The sequence below is a fragment of the Williamsia sp. genome, from assembly GCF_016462415.1.
GTDB lineage: Bacteria > Actinomycetota > Actinomycetes > Mycobacteriales > Mycobacteriaceae > Williamsia_A.
Window position 1 is genome coordinate 1 of record NZ_JAEMTF010000068.1, and the last position, 18,399, is coordinate 18,399.

The window sequence follows — 18,399 nt, forward strand, 5'->3', positions numbered from 1 at the left end:
CGCTACACCTTCGACAACCGCTACTTCAACGACACCTACGAGGGACTGCCGGTCGACGGCTACACCGCGTGGCTCGAGAACATGACGCGCGACGAGAACATCGACGTACGCCTGGACACCGACTGGTTCGACGTCCGCGACGAGCTGATCGCGCAGAGTCCGGATGCGCCGATCGTCTACACCGGGCCGCTGGACCGCTACTTCGAATACGCCGAGGGCGAGTTGGGCTGGCGCACGATCGATTTCGAGACCGAGGTGCTCCCCGTCGGCGACTTCCAGGGGACCCCGGTGATGAACTACAACGACAGCGACGTGCCGTTCATCCGGATCCACGAGTTCCGCCACTTCCACCCCGAGCGCGACTACCCGACCGACAAGACGGTCATCATGCGTGAGTTCTCGCGGTTCGCCGAGAGCGGCGACGAGCCGTACTACCCGATCAACACCCCCGAGGACCGCACGAAGCTCGCCCGCTACCGCGAGCTGGCGAAGTCCGAGACCTCCACGCGCAAGGTGCTCTTCGGTGGACGACTCGGGACCTACCAGTACCTCGACATGCACATGGCCATCGCGAGCGCACTGACGATGTACGAGAACACCGTGGCGCCGCACCTGGCCGACGGCGCACCTCTCGCCGAGTCGGAGTGACGATGACCGTCACCGCCGACACCCTGCTGCAGCGCGTCATCTTCCCGCGTCCGGGCGAGCCGCTCGACGTGCGGTCGCTCTATCTCGTCGAGGCCGAGACCAACAGTCGCCGAGCGCATTCGCCGAGCCGGACCTCGGTCCTGCTGACCGCGGAGTCCGAGGCCGGGTTCGGCTCGTACTTCAACGCGTTCGCCGCGTCGTACTGGCGTCGGTGGAGCATCCTGCAGTCGGTAATCCTGCGCGTCGAGGTCATCGGCACCTGCCGTGTCGACCTCTACCGCTCGAAGGTCGACGGCGCGCGCATCGGGCTCGGCGGCGACCTGGTGCCCACCGATGACGACGGCCACGGCGTCATCGAGTTCGACCTCGACCTCGGTCCGTTCGAGGACGGCGGTTGGATCTGGTTCGACGTCACCACCGACACCGACACCGAGATCGTCAGCGCGGGCTGGTACGCCCCCATCCCCGCGCCCGGCGGCCCGGAGACGGCGCGGGTCACCGTCGGCATCCCGACGTTCAACCGACCGACCGACGCGGTGGACGCCCTGCGCGCGCTGACCTCCGACCCGTTGGTCGACGGCGTGATCGACGCGGTGCTCATGCCCGACCAGGGCAACCGCAAGGTCGTCGACGAGCCCGGGTACGACATCGCGCGCGACGCCCTCGGCGACCGCCTGCACATCTTCGACCAGCCCAACCTCGGCGGGTCCGGCGGCTACGCGCGCATCATGTACGAGGCGCTGCGACTCACCAACAGCCCGTACGTCCTCTACATGGACGACGACATCGCCATCGAGCCCGACTCGATCCTGCGCGCGCTGGCGCTGTCGCGGTACGCCAAGACCCCCATGCTCGTCGGTGGGCAGATGCTCAACCTGCAGGACCGCAGCCACCTGCACTGCATGGGCGAGGTCATCGACCCGCACACCTTCATGTGGACCGCGGCGCCCTACGTCGAGTACGACCACGACTTCGCGAAGTACCCGCTCACCGACCGGGACAACTCCAAGAACCTGCACCGCCGCATCGACGTCGACGGCAACGGGTGGTGGATGTGCATGATCCCGCGGGAGTGCGCCGAGACCATCGGGCTGCCGATGCCGCTGTTCATCAAGTGGGACGACTGGGAGTTCGGGCTGCGCGCGGCGAAGGCCGGGTACCCCACCGCGACCATCCCCGGTATCGCGATCTGGCACATGGCGTGGAGTGACAAGGACGACGCCATCGACTGGCAGGCGTACTTCCATCTGCGCAACCGCCTCGTCGTCGCCGCCATCCACCACGACGGACCCATCGGTGGCATCGTGACGTCGATGGCGAAGGCCACGGCGAAACACCTGCTGTGCCTGGAGTACTCGACGGTCGCCATCCAAAACGAGGCCATCCGCGACTTCCTCGCCGGGCCGCACCACATCCGTGAGCTGCTGCCGACTGCGCTGCCGAAGATCGCGGGCATGCGCAAGCAGTACCCCGACGCCGTCGTCCTGCCCTCGGCCACGGTCCTGCCGCGCACCAGCGGCGAGGCCACCGCGCTGGGCATGTTCGAGCCGCGTGACCCGGTCCGCAAGCTCAAGGCCCTCGCCGGCGCGGTCATCAACAACGCCCGGCCCGCCGATCCCCGCCACCACGAGGTGCCGCAGGCGAACTACCCGCCCCTACAGGCGCGGTGGTTCAGCCTCGGACGGGTCGACGGCGTCACGGTGACCACCGCCGACGGTCGCGGCGTCGTCTACCGGCAGCGTGATCGCGCGAAGATGATCGCCCTGGCCAAGGAGTCGGCGTCCCTGGTCCGCGAACTCACCAACCGGTTCCCCGAGATGCGCACGCAGTACCGCGCAGCGCACACCGAACTCACGAGCAAGGAGAGCTGGGCACGTGTCTTCGGACTCGACTGACCACCCCCGCGGCGAGGCCGCGGTCCTGGTCGCCATCCAGAACGCGATCGCCGATCGGCCCGGTGTCCTGCCCGCCGCGCGCGGCCTCTCGCACTTCGGTGAGCACGCACTGGGCTGGACGGGGTCGGCCGCGGTCGGACTGGCCGTCGCGTTCGCCCGCGACGACCTGCCCGCCCAGACCCGCTGGGTGCAGGCCGGCGTCGGCGCCTTCGGTGCCCATGCGGCGTCGGTGATCGTCAAGCGCGTCGTGCGCAGGCAACGACCCGGCGACCCGCGGATCCGGGTGGGTGTCTCCACGCCGAGCCGGTTGAGCTTCCCGTCGTCACACGCCACCTCGACCACCGCGGCCGCGATCCTGCTGGGGCGCGCGGCGGGTCTGCCGGACGGCGTCCTACCCGCCCTCGTCGTGCCGCCGATGCTGGCGTCTCGCCTGGTCCTGGGCGTCCACTACCCGAGCGACGTCGCCGCCGGCGCCGTGTTGGGTGCAGCCTGTGCAGTCGCGGTCACCCGTGATGACAGACTGTTCGCGCACCTGACGGCCAGATTGTCGCGCGAGGCGAGAACGATGTTGCGGTGTCGCGGGTAGGCGCCGTTGTCGAACATGCGCCGGTGTCGAACATAGGAGTGCGATGAGCGAGGAACCGATCGAGGCCACCGACGTGAAGGGGCCGCCGAAGAATCTGGTGGCGGGCCTGATCAAGGCCGTTCGCCCCCGGCAGTGGGTCAAGAACGTCCTCGTACTGGCCGCGCCGCTGGCCGCCGGAGCCGTCGACGACGGTCACGTGCTGGCCCGCTCGGCCATCGCCTTCGTCGCGTTCTGCCTGGTCGCATCGTGTGTCTACCTCGTCAACGACGCCCTCGACGTCGAGGCCGACCGTGCGCACCCGACCAAGCGCTACCGGCCCATCGCCGCGGGTGTCGTCCCCCGCAACCTCGCTTTCGCCCTGGCCATCGTGCTCGGTGTCGCCTCGCTCGCGATCTCGTTCCTGGCGAACTGGCATCTCGCGCTGGTGATCGGCATCTACCTGGTCATCCAGCTCGCGTACTGCTTCGGGCTCAAGCACCAGGCCGTCGTCGACATCTGCATCGTGTCGTCCGGTTTCCTCCTGCGGGCGATCGCCGGCGGCGTCGCGGCCGAGCTGCCCAAGGGTCTGTCGCAGTGGTTCCTGCTCGTGATGGCGTTCGGGTCGTTGTTCATGGCCGCGGGCAAGCGGTACGCCGAGCTGCAACTGGCCGAGCGCACCGGCGCCAAGATCCGCAAGTCGCTGGAGTACTACACGACGACCTACCTGCGGTTCGTGTGGACGCTCTCGGCGACCGCGGTCGTGCTCTGTTACGGATTGTGGGCGTTCTCTCGCGACCACGACACGAACGTCTGGTACGCCATCTCGATGGTCCCGTTCACCGTGGCCATCCTCCGATACGCCGTCGATGTCGACGGCGGGCAGGCCGGTGAACCCGAGGAGATCGCGCTGGGAGACCGCGTCCTCCAGTTCTGCGCGGTGGCTTGGCTAATATGCGTTGGTGTCGCGGTCTACTTCGTCAGCTGAGGCTGACCCCACCGATCGCGCAGCGATGACGTCCGATCGGTCCTCACATGCGGTCACGCGCGTCTCGCGGATCCGTGCCGGTCTCCCGGCAACCACCCTCGCCATCAGTGCGCTGGTCGTCGGCATCCTGTTCGCCGGGGGTGACTGGCAGCGTCGATGGATCGCCGACGACGGTCTGATCGTCCTGCGGACCGTGCGCAACCTCCTCGCGGGCAACGGCCCGGTGTTCAACAAGGGGGAGCGCGTCGAGGCCAACACCTCCACGGTGTGGACCTATCTGATCTGGTTCTGGACCTGGCTCACCGACGCCGAACCCGAATACGTCGTGTTGTGGATCGCGCTGGTGTTGTCGGTGACGGCGCTGCCGTTGGCGATGTACGGCACCTACCGCATGCTCGGACTGAGTCACCGTGGATTGGGTGGCCGCGACGGTTGGACCATCCTGGTGCCGCTCGGCGCCCTGGTGTACATCGCGCTGCCGCCCGCCCGCGACTTCGCCACCAGTGGCCTCGAGGTCTCACTGTGCATCTTCTGGATCGCGGTGCTGTGGTGTCAGGTGATCTCGTGGAGTCGTCGCGATCCCGACCGGCCCGGCGGCACGACGTCGTTGCTGCTGCTCGGGTTCAGCGCCGGGCTCTCGCCGCTCATCCGCCCCGAGCTCGCGCTGCTCGGTGGCCTGGTCCTGCTGCTGGTGTTCGCGACCCACATGAGCTGGCGCCTGCGTGTCGTCTTCGTCGTCGTCGCGGCCATCACGCCCGTCGCCTACCAGATCTTCCGGATGGGGTACTACGGCCTGCTCGTGCCGAACACCGCGGTGGCGAAGGACGCCAGCGGGTCGAAGTGGAAGCAGGGCTTCACCTACCTGGGCAACATGTTCAGCCCGTACATCCTGTTGCTGCCGCTGCTCGTCGCTGCGGTCGCGGCCCTGCTCACCTGGTACCTGCGTCGTCGCGCCACCGATCGGGTCGCCCTCGCATCGGTCGGCCGCGTCGAGCGGTTCCGCCGCGGACTGCGTTCACCCGGCGCGGTGGTCGTGGTCATCGTCGTCGCCGGGTTCATCGAGTCGGCCTACTGGATCCGCCAGGGCGGCGACTTCATGCACGCCCGTGTGCTCCTCGTCCCGCTGTTCATCCTGATGCTGCCGGTCATGATCATCCCGATCGCGCTGCCGTCGGCCCTGGGCCGCGCATCGGCGGTCCCGATCGTCGGCGCGGTCCTGTCCACCGCGTTCTTCGTGACGACCGTGGTGTGGGCTGTGGCCACGTCACATTCGCCGGGGATGAACAACGGCACCGACATCGGCCGCAGCGGCATCGTCGACGAGCGCCGCTACTACATCCAGAACATCGGGGTCGAGCACCCGATCACCGCCGAGGACTATCTGAACTACCCACGCATCCGGGCGATGGTCGACGCGATCAACGAGCATTCCGCCCAGGGCGGTGTGCTGCTGCCGTCGGCGAACTACGACGAGTGGTACTTCGATCCGCAGCCCGACACCCTGCCCCGCGGGGTGCCCCGCCAGCTGACCGTCTTCTACCTCAACCTCGGCATGACGAGCATGAACTCGTCGCTCGACGTCCGGGTGATCGACCAGGTCGGCCTCGCGTTCCCGATCGCCTCGCACACCGAGCGGCTGCCCGACGCCCGCATCGGCCACGACAAAGACCTCGATTCCGAGTGGGTCATCGCCGAGGCCGGTGCCGTGCCCGTCCCGCCGCGGCTGCCAGGCTTCCTCGACCCCGATTGGGTGCGGCAGTCGCGTGAGGCCCTGACGTGCAAGCCGACCCAGGATCTGATCGCCTCGTTCGAGGCCCCGATGAGCTTCTCGCGGTTCCGTAACAACATCCGACAGTCGTTCGCGTTCAACAGCTATCGGATCAACCGTGTCCCGCTCTACGAGCTCCAGCGGTGCAAGCTCCCGATACCCCCGTCGGTCTCCGGGCGCTGACCATCCGACGATTGCGGATCGCTGACATCTCGGTTGTGTAACGCCGCGCCGGCGCCGACCGATAATGTGCGACGAGGCAAAATCGGCAGGTCACGTGCGTGCGACAGACGGTCGACGACCGCGGTCCAACGTTTGTCAGACCGAACGGCATCCAATAGGCTCCGTTCGGCGCTCACGGACCTTTTCGATGCGCCACCGGCCCTCGCGGCCTAACGACAGAGAGAAGGCAACAGTCGATGCGTGCTAGCAATCCGAGAAGAACCGGCTCCAGGGTGTCCGACCCGGCCCGGAGTCAGGTCTCCATCGGAAGGCGGCTGCTCGCCGTGTTCCTCGCCACGGCCACGTTCGCCGGCCTGGGGATCGCCGTCGGTTCCGGCGGAACCGCCTCGGCCGCGCCCCGTGTCCAGCAGATCACCCTGCGCGACTCGTGTGGCATGCCCCCGGTGAAGGTCCGCATGTGGACCCGCCCGGGCAACTACAAGACCGTCATCGCGCTCGACGGCCTGCGTGCCACCAACGACATCAGTGGTTGGGAGCACAACACCAAGATCCAGAACATGGCCGACTCCGGTGTCAACGTGGTCGAGCCCGTGGGCGGCATCGCCAGCTTCTACAGCGACTGGAACGCGCCCAGCAACTTCAACAACCAGCGCTACCGCTACCGCTGGAACTGCCTCATCAACCAGAAGTTGATCCCCGAGCTCGATCGTCGTGGGCTCGCGGTCGGCCCGCGTCGTCAGTACGCGATCATGGGCATCTCCATGGGCGGCAACTCGGCCATGGTCCTCGGCGCCAACAACCGCCGCATCTCGCACCTGTTCTCGATGTCGGGCTACTTGAACCTCTCGGCTCCCGGCATGCGTGAGGCCATCCGCATCGCACTGCTCGACGCAGGCATCGAGGCCGGCGTCGGACCGTTCAACTCCGACTCGATGTGGGGACCGCCCACCAGCCCCCGCTGGCTGGAGAACGACCCGTTCGTGCAGATCGGCAAGATGCGCGGCAAGAAGGTGCGCGTCGCCGCGGGCAGTGGTCTGCAGGGCCGTTACCCGGTCGACCCGATCGGCCTGATCCAGGGCTCGCCGCTCGAGGCGCTCTCGCTGGCGCAGTCGCGCGCGTTCCAGGTGCAGGCGCTGATCAACAACGTGGCCATCACCTCCGACTTCCCGTCCACCGGCCTGCACGCCTGGGGTTACTGGTCGGACATGGTCTTCCGGGCGAAGAACCAGGGCTGGTTCCGCGACTGAGTTGATCCGCCGCTGGTGAGAGCCAGACCACCGTCGGTGGTCACAGAAACCTCACGAGTCACACCAATTCACACACGCCACAGTGTGGCAACGTCACATCGGGACGCCCTACGTGTAGACACACACACGTAGGGCGTTCTGCTGTTCGCCGGGACAAACGTCTCGGGACCGGCAGAACCGTTGGTGGCGAAGGAGATCGGTCAGATGCGGCAGTGGCGGCGTGGGGTTCTATCGGTGACAGCGCCTGCGGCGGCGCTTCTGATGGTGCTCGGCACCGGGGTCGCGGTCGCAGCACCCGAGTCGTCGGACGCGCCGGCGGCTCCGGCCGCCTCGGCCGCACCGGCGGCGTCTCCCGCTCCCGCCGTGACGCCGGTGTCGGGGGTCAGGGTGACCAACACCAAGTGGTACTCCGACCGGCGCGTGGCGGTGTGGGTCTACTCCCCGTCGATGGGCCGCAACATCCAGGTGCAGATCCTGCTGGCGCGCGACTGGAACCAGTCGCCCGACGAGCGGTTCCCGCAGCTGTACATGCTGGACGGCCTGCGTGCGCAGGACGACCAGAACGGCTGGATCATCAACACCGACGTCGAGAACTTCTACAAGGACAAGAACGTCAACGTCATCCTGCCGGTGGGCGGCGAGTCCAGCTTCTACACCGACTGGCAGAAGCCGGACAACGGCAAGAACTATCAGTGGGAGACCTTCCTGACCAGGGAGCTCCCGCCGGTCCTGCAGGGGCAGTGGCGCTCGACCGACGTCCGCGGTGTCCAGGGGCTGTCCATGGGCGGCAGCGCGGCGATGATGCTCGCCGAGCGCACCCCCGGCTTCTTCCGCTACGCGGCCTCGTTCTCCGGCATCCTGCAGCTCAGCTCGTTCGGCATGCCGCAGGCGGTGCAGTTCGCGGTCCGCGACGCGGGCGGCTACGACTCGGCCAAGATGTTCGGGCCGCCGTCGGATCCGGCCTGGAAGGAACACGACCCCTACCTGCACGCCGACAAGCTCAAGGGCGTCAGCCTCTACGTGTCGTCGGGCAACGGTCTGCTCGGTCAGTACGACACCCCGTCGACCTTGCCGTACCTGGCCACCAACTACGCCGGCGTCGGACTCGAGGTCCTCTCACGGGTGACCTCGACCCAGTTCGCCACCAAGCTCAACCAGCTCGGCGTGGCCGCCCAGGTCGTCTACCGCCCGTCGGGCACGCACACCTGGAAGTACTGGGAGTTCGAGATGCACCAGGCGTGGCCGCAGGCCGCTCGCGCACTGGGCATCGCCGCCGACACCCCGAAGTGCGGCGTGGCGGGTGCGATCAAGCCGGTCGCGGCGAAGCACTCCGAGCTGGGCGAGTGCATGACGCCGGAGTACGGCGTCCCGGGCGGACGCGCACAGGACTTCCGCGGCGGACGCGTGCTGTGGTCGGGCAAGACCGGCGCACACGTCGTCGCGGGCGCCATCGGTGGTGCCTACGTAGCCGCCGGCGGCCCCGACGGCTACCTCGGGTTCCCCATCAGTGACGAGCTGGGCACCCCGGACCGCAAGGGGCGTCTGAACAAGTTCGAACGCGGCTACATCTACTGGACCCAGAACACCGGGGCGCATGCGGTGACCGGCGCGATCCTCGCCGACTGGGGCAAGGCCGGCTACGAGCGCGGACCGATGGGTTACCCGACCGGTGACGAGGTGGACACCCCCGACAAGAAGGGGCGGGTGCAGGGCTTCTCGCTGGGCGCCTACTACTGGACCGCGGCCACCGGCGCCCACTCGGTGCAGGGTCGGATCTTCGACAAGTACGGCAAGACCGGATACGAGGGCGGTTACCTCGGGTTCCCGACCTCCAACGAGATCGGTGCGGCCCGCGGCGGACGCTTCAACCGGTTCTCCGGCGGCAACATCTACTGGACCGCGGCCAAGGGTGCATTCGCGGTCCCGTCCGGGCCGATCTTCGACGCCTGGGCGACCGTGGGCTTCGAGGGCGGTCGGCTCGGCTACCCGATCAGTGACCAGTTCCAGATCACCGGCGGCAACCGGATCAACTTCGAGAAGGGCTACATCGAGGCGGTCGACGGCACCGCCGTCATCCACTGACGTCCCGGTCTTCGGTAGCGTGGCCGAGGTCCTGACGGGGCACACGACGGTTCTTGACGACGATGGCGAGGGAAGTGGCAGTGAGCGGACTCTGGGTGCGGATCGTGACGGCGGCGGCGGGATTGACGCTGACCGTCGGGGTGGCGACCGCGTGCGGGAGCAGCGACTCCACGGTCAGCGCGCCGTCGAGCAGCGACGCGCCGGTCAGCTCGAGCGCCCCGGCGTCGTCGTCGGTGTCGAGCAGCGTCCCGTCGTCCGCAGCGGCGTCGCGCGACTCGAGCCTGCCCGCCACCGCGCCGCAGGACACCCCTGCGCCGTCGAACTTCCCGGGCGGCGCCGCACCGGCTCCGCAGGGCAGCAAGGGCGCCGCGTACCTGGCCGAACTCAAGCGCCAGAACGTGACCATCCCCAACGACCCCGACAACTCGATCGCGATCAGCTCCGCGGAGTTCGTCTGCTCGGAGCGGGCCAAGAACAGCCCGGCCGCACAGATCAGGACCTTCGTGACGGCCATCGTCGGTTCCGGGACCACCGATCCGACGGCCGCCGCGGCGACCGCGGACAAGGTGATCGCGGCCGCGTCGTCGACCTACTGCAAGTAGCCGCGGAGTGTCCCCTCGTGGCCGGACCGCGGCCGGTAGACCCCGTCGCCGCAAGCTGATCCTGGTCGGCATCCTCGGTGTGATCGCGCTCGCGATCCTCGCGATCGTCCTCGTGGTGATCCTCGTGATCAATCTGATCAAGCCCGGGCCGACCGGTCCCGGCGGCATCCCGGGTGGTCCGTCGACCTCCGAGCAGCGCCCGACGGCCCAGCCCGCCGACTGCCCCGACGTGCAGACCATCGTGATCCCCGGGACGCTCGAGTCGTCGGCCACCGACGACCCGTACAACCCGACCGCGAACCCGAACTCGTTGATGCTCAAGGTCTCCCGACCGTTGGGCGAGCAGTTCCCGTCGTCGCGTGCCGACGTCTACACCGTCCCCTACGTCGCGCAGTTCCGGAATCCGACGAACCTCGCCGACCGCCAGGTCGACTACAACGTCTCGCGCGCTCAGGGCAACGCCCGGGCCAAGTCCAAGATGACCGAGGTCAACCGGCGGTGCCCGCTGACCGGCTTCGTGCTGATGGGCTTTTCGCAGGGTGCGGTGATCGCCGGCGACATCGCCTCCGACATCGGCAACGGTCGGGGTCCGGTCGCGCAGGACCTGGTCCTCGGGGTCGGTCTGATCGCCGACGGCCGCCGTCAGAAGGGGGAGGCGAACGACGTGGGGCCGAGCCCGAACGGCGTGGGTGCGGAGATCGCCCTCGGCGGGTTCGGCACGTTGGTTCCCGGTATCGCGATGACCGGTGCACGCGCGGGCGGCTTCGGCGACATCAAGGACCGCACCTACGCCATCTGCGCGTCCGGTGACCTGATCTGCGACTCACCGACGGTCCTCAACCCCCTCGACGCCATCGGCAAGATCGCCGGTGCACTGAACAATCCGGTGCACGCGCTCTACAACACGACCCGGTACTGGGACGACGACGGCGCTTCGGCGACCCGATGGATGCACGGCTGGGCGCGATCGGTGATCGACAAGGCTCCTCGCCCGAAGCACAACTGAACTGATGCCTGGTGGCCCGCTCTCGCTCCGGGCCTCGCTGCGCTCGATCCTCACTCGGCGACCACCAGGGAGACCCCGTATGTGTGACAGACCACGAAGCGTTTGGGTACGTACAGGTGACGCACGTATCGTGTCCGAGGTTCGAGCCACGACGACGCACCCCGAGGAGAGCAGATGACGACCGACGCAGCCGCGCCGACGCCGGCTTTGCGCCCGTTCCGATTCGCTGCCGGCGGTGAGGGCAACCGTGACGAGGGCGGTGCCCGCAAGTTCGTGGCCCTGGCGCAGAAGGCCGAGGAATACGGCTTCGACACCTTCGCCATCCCCGACCACCTCGAGAACCAGGTCGGTCCGCTCGCCGCGCTCGGCGCGCTGAGTCAGGCGACGAGCACCATCCGTCTGGCGACCACCACGCTGGCCGCCGGGTTGCGACACCCCGTGGTGCTGGCGAAAGAGGCCACCACCATCGACGTGCTGTCCAAGGGGCGGCTCGAGCTGGGCATCGGGGCGTCGTGGCTCCGCGAGGACTTCGAGGCCGCGGGCATCCCGTTCGGCACCCCCGGTGAGCGTCTGCGCCAGCTCGACGAGGCGCTGACCATCCTCGACGGCCTCATGCGGGGCCAGGAGGTCACCTTCTCCGGGGAGTTCTACGACGTGAAGGGTGTCGTGGGCACCCCGCGACCGCGGCAGGGCCCCCGGCCGCCGATCCTGGTCGGCGCGGGCGGACCACGGATGCTCGAGCTCGCGGCCCGCCATGCCGACATCATCTCCATCGCCACCGGCAGCACCCCCGACGGCAAGCTCAAGCTCTCCGACATGACCATCGAGAAGACCGTCGACCGCGTCGACCGGGTGCGTCGCGCCGCCGGTGATCGTTTCGACCAGATCGAGCTGAACTGGACCATCGCGACGATCCTGGTCACCGACGACCGTGTCTCGACCGCGGAGATGGTGCTCGGCGCCATCGACAGCGGTTTCCCGCCGAACATGGCCAAGGACGCGGATCTGACCGTCGAGGACATCCTGGCCTCGCCCTACATCATGTGCGGCACGTTCGAGGAGATCGCCGAGCAGGTCCGGTCGGTGCGCGAGCGGACCGGTATGTCCTATGTCGGGGTCTTCCCGACGCAGATGGACGCGTTCGCACCGATCATCCCGATCCTGCGAGGGGAATGAATGATCGTTGACCGAGGTAACCACCCGGCCGCCCAGGTGGGGCCGTTAGGATACTCAGAGTTTGTCCCACCATCGATGACGTCGGCCGCGGGGAACCGGACGTGTCGAGGGCAGGATTCTGCAAGGTGACGTACCGAGCAAGGCACGCTTGGGGGGCGGATCCGAGACCGGGTAGACATATCCGGTCGACGGATCCCGACCGTCGACGACGATCGTCGAGCCGCCCAGCCGGAGCGACGAAGCGAATCGACGATCGGGGCTAGCAATGCCAACAGGAGTTCGAATGAAGACCGCGTTTGACGAGTTTCTCGATGAGTCCGGGAATCTGCACTTCACCGAAGAAGACACCCTCGTCGACTATGTGGAGCGCAACGTCCGCGAGAAGGCCGACACCCTGGCCTACCGCTTCATGGACTACAGCCGTGAGCGTGACGGTGAGCCGATCGAGCTGACCTGGGCCCAGTTCGGCAAGCGTCTGCGCGCCATCGCCGCCCGCCTGCAGCAGGTGACCTCTCCCGGGGACCGCGTCGCGATCCTGGCCCCGCAGTCGCTGGAGTACGTCATCGGCTTCTTCGGCGCCCTGTACGCGGGCAACATCGCCGTACCGCTGTTCTCCCCGGACGAGCCGGGTCACACCGACCGCCTGCACGCCGTACTCGGTGACTGCACGCCCAGCGCGATCCTCACCGCGACCAAGTCGGCCGAGGCCGTCCGCGACTTCTTCAAGCATCTCCCGGCGAAGGAACGGCCCCGTGTGATCGCGGTCGACGCCGTCCCCGACTCGGTCGGCGAGACCTGGCGCAAGCCGCAGCCCAAGCTGCACGACGTGGCCTACCTGCAGTACACCTCCGGTTCCACCCGGACCCCGGCCGGCGTCGAGATCACCTACGAGTCGGTCTCGGCCAATGCCCTGCAGATGATCGACGCGATGAACCTCGACGAGTCCTCGCGCGGCGTCACCTGGCTGCCGATGTTCCACGACATGGGCCTGCTGACGATCATCATCCCGGCGCTGGGTGGCAAATACATCACGATCATGAGCCCGGCCGCGTTCGTGCGCCGGCCCGGTCGGTGGATCAACGAGTTGGCCGCACTGTCCGACGGCGCGGGGACCTTCGCGGCGGCACCGAACTTCGCCTACGAGCACGCCGCCGTGCGCGGCCTGCCCCGTGAGGGGGAGAGCCTCGACCTGAGCAACGTCATCGGGCTGATCAACGGCAGTGAGCCGGTCACGGTCAGCTCGATGGAGAAGTTCAACACCGCGTTCAAGCCCTACGGCCTGAGTCCCACCGCGATCAAGCCGTCCTACGGCATGGCCGAGGCGACGCTGTTCGTCTCCACCTCCAGGCGCGACACCCCGGCCAAGGTCATCTACGTCGACCGCGACGCGCTGAACGCCGGTCGCTTCGAGGAGGTCGCCGAGGACGCCCCGGGCGCGGTCGCGCAGGTCTCCTGTGGCCAGGTGTCGGTGAGCCAGTGGGCCGCCATCGTCGACTCCGAGACCGCCACCGAGCGCCCCGACGGCCACATCGGTGAGATCTGGCTCAACGGCATCAACCTCGGCCACGGCTACTGGGGCAACGAGGCCGAGACCAAGAACACCTTCCGCAACAGCCTGGTGCACCCGTTGGAGTCGGGCAGCCACTCCGAGGGTGCCCCGGTCAACGACCGCTGGCTGCGAACCGGCGACTACGGCGTCTGGTACCAGGACGAGCTGTATGTCACCGGCCGCGTCAAGGACCTGGTCATCGTCGACGGTCGCAACCACTACCCGCAGGATCTGGAGTTCAGTGCCCAGGAGGCCAGCACCGCCCTGCGCCCCGGTTTCGTCGCCGCGTTCGCGGTGCCCGCCAACCAGCTGCCCGCCGAGGTGTTCGCATCCGCGGCGAGCGGACTGGAGTTCGACGCCCATGACAGCTCCGAGCAGCTGGTGATCGTCGCCGAGCGCAACACCGGCAAGCGGGTCGATCCGCAGGAGGTCTCCGACACCGTCCGGGCGGCCGTCGCACAGCGTCATGGTGTGATGGTCCGAGACGTGCTGTTGGTCCCGGCCGGGTCCATCCCGCGTACCTCCAGCGGCAAGATCGCCCACACCGCATGCAAGAACGCATACATCGACGGAACGCTGCGCGGCGGTCACACGCAGACCGCGTTCCCCGATGCACCTGATGCCACGTAACAGTCTGGATAGCGATGTCTGAGCACGACCCGACGACCACACCCACCGCTTCAGATGGGGAGACCGTGGGTGACCTGACCGTCGCCGAACTGCGCGACTGGCTACGTCAGTGGGTCGCGACGGCGACCGGACTGCCGATCGACCAGATCTCCGACGACCGTCCGATGGAGGAACTGGGTCTCGCCTCGCGTGACGCGGTGGCCATGGCCGCCGACATCGAGGACAAGACCGGCGTCCTGCTGACCGCGACGGTGGCCTACCAGCACCCGACGATCGCGTCGCTGGCCAAGCGCATCATCGAGGGCGATCCCGACGAGGGACTCGTCACCGACGACGACGCCGAGTTCTACCGCCGCGAGCGGGCCGCCGACGACGACATCGCGATCGTCGGTGTGTCCACGCGGTTCCCGAAGGCCGGGCACACCCCGGAGTCGACCTGGGACATGCTCATCAACGGCGGCGATGGCATCACCGACCTGCCCGAGGACCGCTGGACCGAGTTCAAGGCCGTCCCGCGGATGGCCGAGGTGATCGCCGAGGCCAACGTGCACGGTGGCTACCTCGACGACGTGAAGAGCTTCGACGCCGACTTCTTCCAGATGTCGCCGCGCGAGGTCGAGATGGTGGACCCGCAGCAGCGGCTCGCTCTCGAGCTGACGTGGGAGGCGCTCGAACACGCGCACATCCCGCCGAGCGATCTCAAGGGTGGCGAGGTCGGTGTGTTCATCGGCAGCTCCACCAACGACTACCAGATGCTCGCGGTGTCCGATCCTGAGTCCATGGGCGACACCGCCGCCTACGCGCTGACCGGTACCTCGACGTCGATCGTCGCCAACCGCGTGTCGTACTACTACGACTTCCACGGCCCGTCGGTCGCCATCGACACCGCGTGCTCGTCGTCTCTCGTGGCCGTGCACCAGGCGGTGCGCAGCCTGCGATCGGGAGAGACCGACGTCTGCCTCGCCGGCGGCGTCAACATGCTCATCACCCCCGCCGCGACGCTCGGCTTCGACAGCATCGGCGTGCAGGCCAAGAACGGGCGCATCAAGGCCTTCTCCGCCGACGCCGACGGCATGATCCGGTCCGAGGGTGGCGGTCTCGTCGTCCTCAAGCGCGTGGCCGACGCGCGTCGCGACGGCGACACCATGCTGGCGATCATCGCCGGATCGGCCGTCAACTCCGACGGACGGTCCAACGGTCTGCCGGCCCCGAACCCCGAGGCGCAGGTCAAGGTCCTGCGCAGCGCCTACCGGGACGCCGCCATCGACCCGAAGGACGTCGACTACATCGAGGCCCACGGCACCGGCACGATCCTCGGTGATCCGATCGAGGCCGACGCACTCGGTCGTGTGGTCGGGCGTGGACGACCGGTCGACAAGCCGGCCCTGCTCGGTTCGGCGAAGACGAACTTCGGTCACCTCGAGGCCGCCGCCGGCTCGGCCGGGCTCATCAAGCTCGTCCTGTCGATGCAGAACGACAAACTGCCCGCCTCGCTGAACTACACCGGCCCCAACCCGTACATCCAGTTCGAGGCGACCCGCCTACGCGTCATCCCCGAGTCCACCGACTGGCCGCGCTACAGCGGCCACGCCGTCGCGGGTGTCTCCGGCAACGGTTTCGGCGGCACCAACGCCCACGTGGTGGTCCGCGAGGTGCTGCCCAGCGACCTCGTCGAGCCGGTCGCCGCACCCGTCGGCGATGCCCACGACACGACCTCCGACATCGACCGGGCCGACCTCGAGCACTCCTGGCTCGATCGCGCGGACCTGGGTCTGGATCCCGATGATCTCGGCGGAGCCGACCTCGACGACGACGAGTACCTGACCGACGCCGAGAAGGCGGCCGCGGGACTGTTCGCCCACACGCCGGCGGCAGCGCCCGAACCGGTTGCCGCCGAAGCGGACCCGATCGCGCAGTACGCGCCGTGCGCCGTCGAGGGCATGGTCGTGCCGCTGGTGATCTCCGGCTTCCTGCCGTCGCGCCGTCGCAAGAGCGCCGCCGACATCGCCGACTGGCTCGACTCCGACGCCGGTCGCGCCACCCCGCTGGCAGACATCGGCCGTGCCCTTGCGCACCGCAACCACGGGCGCAGCCGCGCCGTCGTCATGGCGAACGACCACGACGAGGCCGTGAAGGGTATGCGCGCGGTCGCCGAGGGCAAGAACAGCCCGCTGGTGTTCAGTTGCGACACACCCGATCCCACCTCGGCGGTGTGGTTGCTGTCGGGCTTCGGTTCGCAGCACCGCAAGATGGCCAAGCAGCTCTACCTCGAGAACCCGGTGTTCGCGAAGACCCTGGACGAGGTCGACACGTACGTCCAGAACGAGCTCGGCTACTCGATCGTCGAGATGTTCACCGATGACGAGCAGACCTACGGCATCGAGACCGCGCAGGTCGGCATCTACACGATTCAGGTCGGCCTGACCGAGCTGCTGCGCCACCACGGCGCCGAACCCGGTGTGCTGGTACCCCACTCGATGGGTGAGGCCTCGGCGGCGTACATCAGCGGCGGCCTCTCGCTCGAGGACGCCACCCGGGTCATCTGTCAGCGCTCGCGCCTGATGGGTGAGGGCGAGGCCAGCCTCGTCGGCGACGACATCCGTCTGATGGCGCTGGTCGAGTACAGCGCCGACGACATCACCGGCGTCCTCGCCGATTACCCCGACCTCGAGATCTGCGTCTACGCCGCGCCGACCCACACCGTGATCGGCGGCCCCGAGGGGCAGGTCGACGCGGTCGTCGCCCGCGCCGAGTCCGAGGGCAAGCTCGGTCGCAAGCTGCAGACCAAGGGCGCGAGCCACACCGCGCAGATGGATCCGCTGCTCGGCGAGCTCGCCTACGAGCTCACCGGGATCGAACCGCTGCGTCCGACGGTCGGCTTCTACAGCTCGATCGACCGGGAGACGTTCTACCGCCCGGGCAGCGAGCCGGTCCACACCATCGAGTACTTCACCAAGGGGCTGCGCCACAGCGTCTGGTTCTCGCAGGCGATCGCGAAGTCGGTGGAGAACGGGCACCGCACCTTCATCGAGCTCTCGCCCAACCCCGCCGTCCTGATCTCGGTCGCCGCGGTCACCTTCGCCGCCGGCCTGCACGACGCGGAGCTCATCGAGACGCTGCGTCGCAAGGAGGACGAGAACCTCGGCGTCGTGACGGCACTGATGAAGCTCTACGTCCACGGGCATCGAGCCGACGTCGCGTCGCTGTTCGGTCCCGGCGCGTTCGCCGACATCCCGCGTACCCGCTTCGAGCGCAAAGAGTTCTGGATGCGCGCGCAGATCAACGGCGGATCGGGCACCAATCGGATCCCGGGTGCGCATGTCGCGCTGCCCGACGGCCGCCACGCCTGGGAGGTCGCCGCGTCGGTGGTCACCGACCCGCGCGAGCTGGTCGCGGCCGCAGCCGCCCAGGTTCTCACCGAGGTCCACGTCGGCGCGGTCGAGACACGCGCCGCCGTGCCTGCGGTCGGGACGGTGACCACCACACTCAACCCGCACCCCGGTGGTGCGTCACTACAGGTGCACTCCAAGGCCGTCGACGGGTCGTTCGCCCTGCTCCTCGATGCCGTCGTGACCGCGGGCGTCCCGCTCGGCGGTACCGCCGTCGACGGTGAGCCCATCACGACCCCGACGCCGGCCGAGGCCGCCGAGGCGTCCGGATTCGTCGATACCAGGGTCGTCGTCGAGCCCGAGATCATCGATGACATCGGTGACCGATGGGACGCGGAGAGCGGTCAGAGCGTCGACGACCGCGTCGCGCTGATCATCGCCGAGTCGATGGGTTACGAGGCCGAGGATCTGCCGCGTGAGATCCCGCTGATCGAGCTGGGTCTCGATTCGCTGATGGCGATGCGGATCAAGAACCGGGTCGAGTACGAGTTCGACATCCCGCAGCTGCAGCTGCAGGCCATGCGCGAGGCCGACCTCCGTGACGTCACCAAGTTCGTGACCTACGCCGTCGAGCATCGCGAGGAGGTCGCGGCGCTCGCGCAGGACGCGGCCGCAGGCGGCGGCGAGATCGACACCGCGGCCATCGCGGAGCTGATCGATGCACCGAGCACGCC

At 68.2% G+C, this 18,399-nt stretch carries 12 protein-coding genes; all 12 read left to right on the top strand.

Features of this window, described 5'->3' with window-relative positions; genetic code table 11:
* The coding region (locus JHC79_RS15875; RefSeq protein ID WP_296392515.1) for a UDP-galactopyranose mutase at nt 1–648 on the top strand (648 nt) is incomplete at its 5' end.
* A 2-nt stretch (nt 649–650) separates the two neighbouring features.
* Nucleotides 651–2,543, top strand: a complete 1,893-nt coding sequence (locus JHC79_RS15880) for a glycosyltransferase (protein WP_296392517.1) — start codon at nt 651–653, stop codon at nt 2,541–2,543.
* Complete coding sequence (locus JHC79_RS15885; protein WP_296392519.1) at nt 2,524–3,129, top strand: phosphatase PAP2 family protein; 606 nt, start codon at nt 2,524–2,526, stop codon at nt 3,127–3,129. The genes JHC79_RS15880 and JHC79_RS15885 overlap by 20 nt, the downstream gene beginning before the upstream one ends.
* A gap of 43 nt (nt 3,130–3,172) precedes the next feature.
* Nucleotides 3,173–4,093: a decaprenyl-phosphate phosphoribosyltransferase gene (locus tag JHC79_RS15890; protein WP_296392520.1), complete on the top strand. Its 921-nt coding sequence runs from the start codon at nt 3,173–3,175 to the stop codon at nt 4,091–4,093.
* A gap of 25 nt (nt 4,094–4,118) precedes the next feature.
* On the top strand, nt 4,119–6,044 hold the full coding sequence (gene zomB, locus JHC79_RS15895; RefSeq protein WP_296392522.1) for a flagellar motor control protein ZomB: 1,926 nt from the start codon (nt 4,119–4,121) through the stop codon (nt 6,042–6,044).
* Nucleotides 6,045–6,280: 236 nt separating this feature from the next.
* Complete coding sequence (locus JHC79_RS15900; protein WP_296392525.1) at nt 6,281–7,291, top strand: alpha/beta hydrolase family protein; 1,011 nt, start codon at nt 6,281–6,283, stop codon at nt 7,289–7,291.
* A 261-nt stretch (nt 7,292–7,552) separates the two neighbouring features.
* A complete protein-coding gene (locus tag JHC79_RS15905) occupies nt 7,553–9,373 on the top strand; it encodes an alpha/beta hydrolase-fold protein (RefSeq protein ID WP_296392541.1) in 1,821 nt (606 codons plus the stop codon).
* Between the two features lie 80 nt (nt 9,374–9,453).
* Nucleotides 9,454–9,975 carry a DUF732 domain-containing protein gene (locus tag JHC79_RS15910; RefSeq protein ID WP_296392527.1) on the top strand — a complete coding sequence of 174 codons (522 nt, stop codon included), beginning with the start codon at nt 9,454–9,456 and terminating at the stop codon, nt 9,973–9,975.
* Between the two features lie 55 nt (nt 9,976–10,030).
* Nucleotides 10,031–10,981, top strand: coding sequence for a cutinase family protein (locus JHC79_RS15915; protein ID WP_296392543.1), 951 nt, complete (start codon nt 10,031–10,033; stop codon nt 10,979–10,981).
* A gap of 174 nt (nt 10,982–11,155) precedes the next feature.
* Nucleotides 11,156–12,157 carry an LLM class F420-dependent oxidoreductase gene (locus JHC79_RS15920; RefSeq protein ID WP_296392529.1) on the top strand — a complete coding sequence of 334 codons (1,002 nt, stop codon included), beginning with the start codon at nt 11,156–11,158 and terminating at the stop codon, nt 12,155–12,157.
* Between the two features lie 283 nt (nt 12,158–12,440).
* Nucleotides 12,441–14,336 carry a long-chain-fatty-acid--AMP ligase FadD32 gene (gene fadD32, locus JHC79_RS15925; protein WP_296392531.1) on the top strand — a complete coding sequence of 632 codons (1,896 nt, stop codon included), beginning with the start codon at nt 12,441–12,443 and terminating at the stop codon, nt 14,334–14,336.
* Nucleotides 14,337–14,350: 14 nt separating this feature from the next.
* On the top strand, nt 14,351–18,399 hold a 4,049-nt coding region (gene pks13, locus JHC79_RS15930), incomplete at its 3' end, for a polyketide synthase Pks13 (protein ID WP_296392532.1).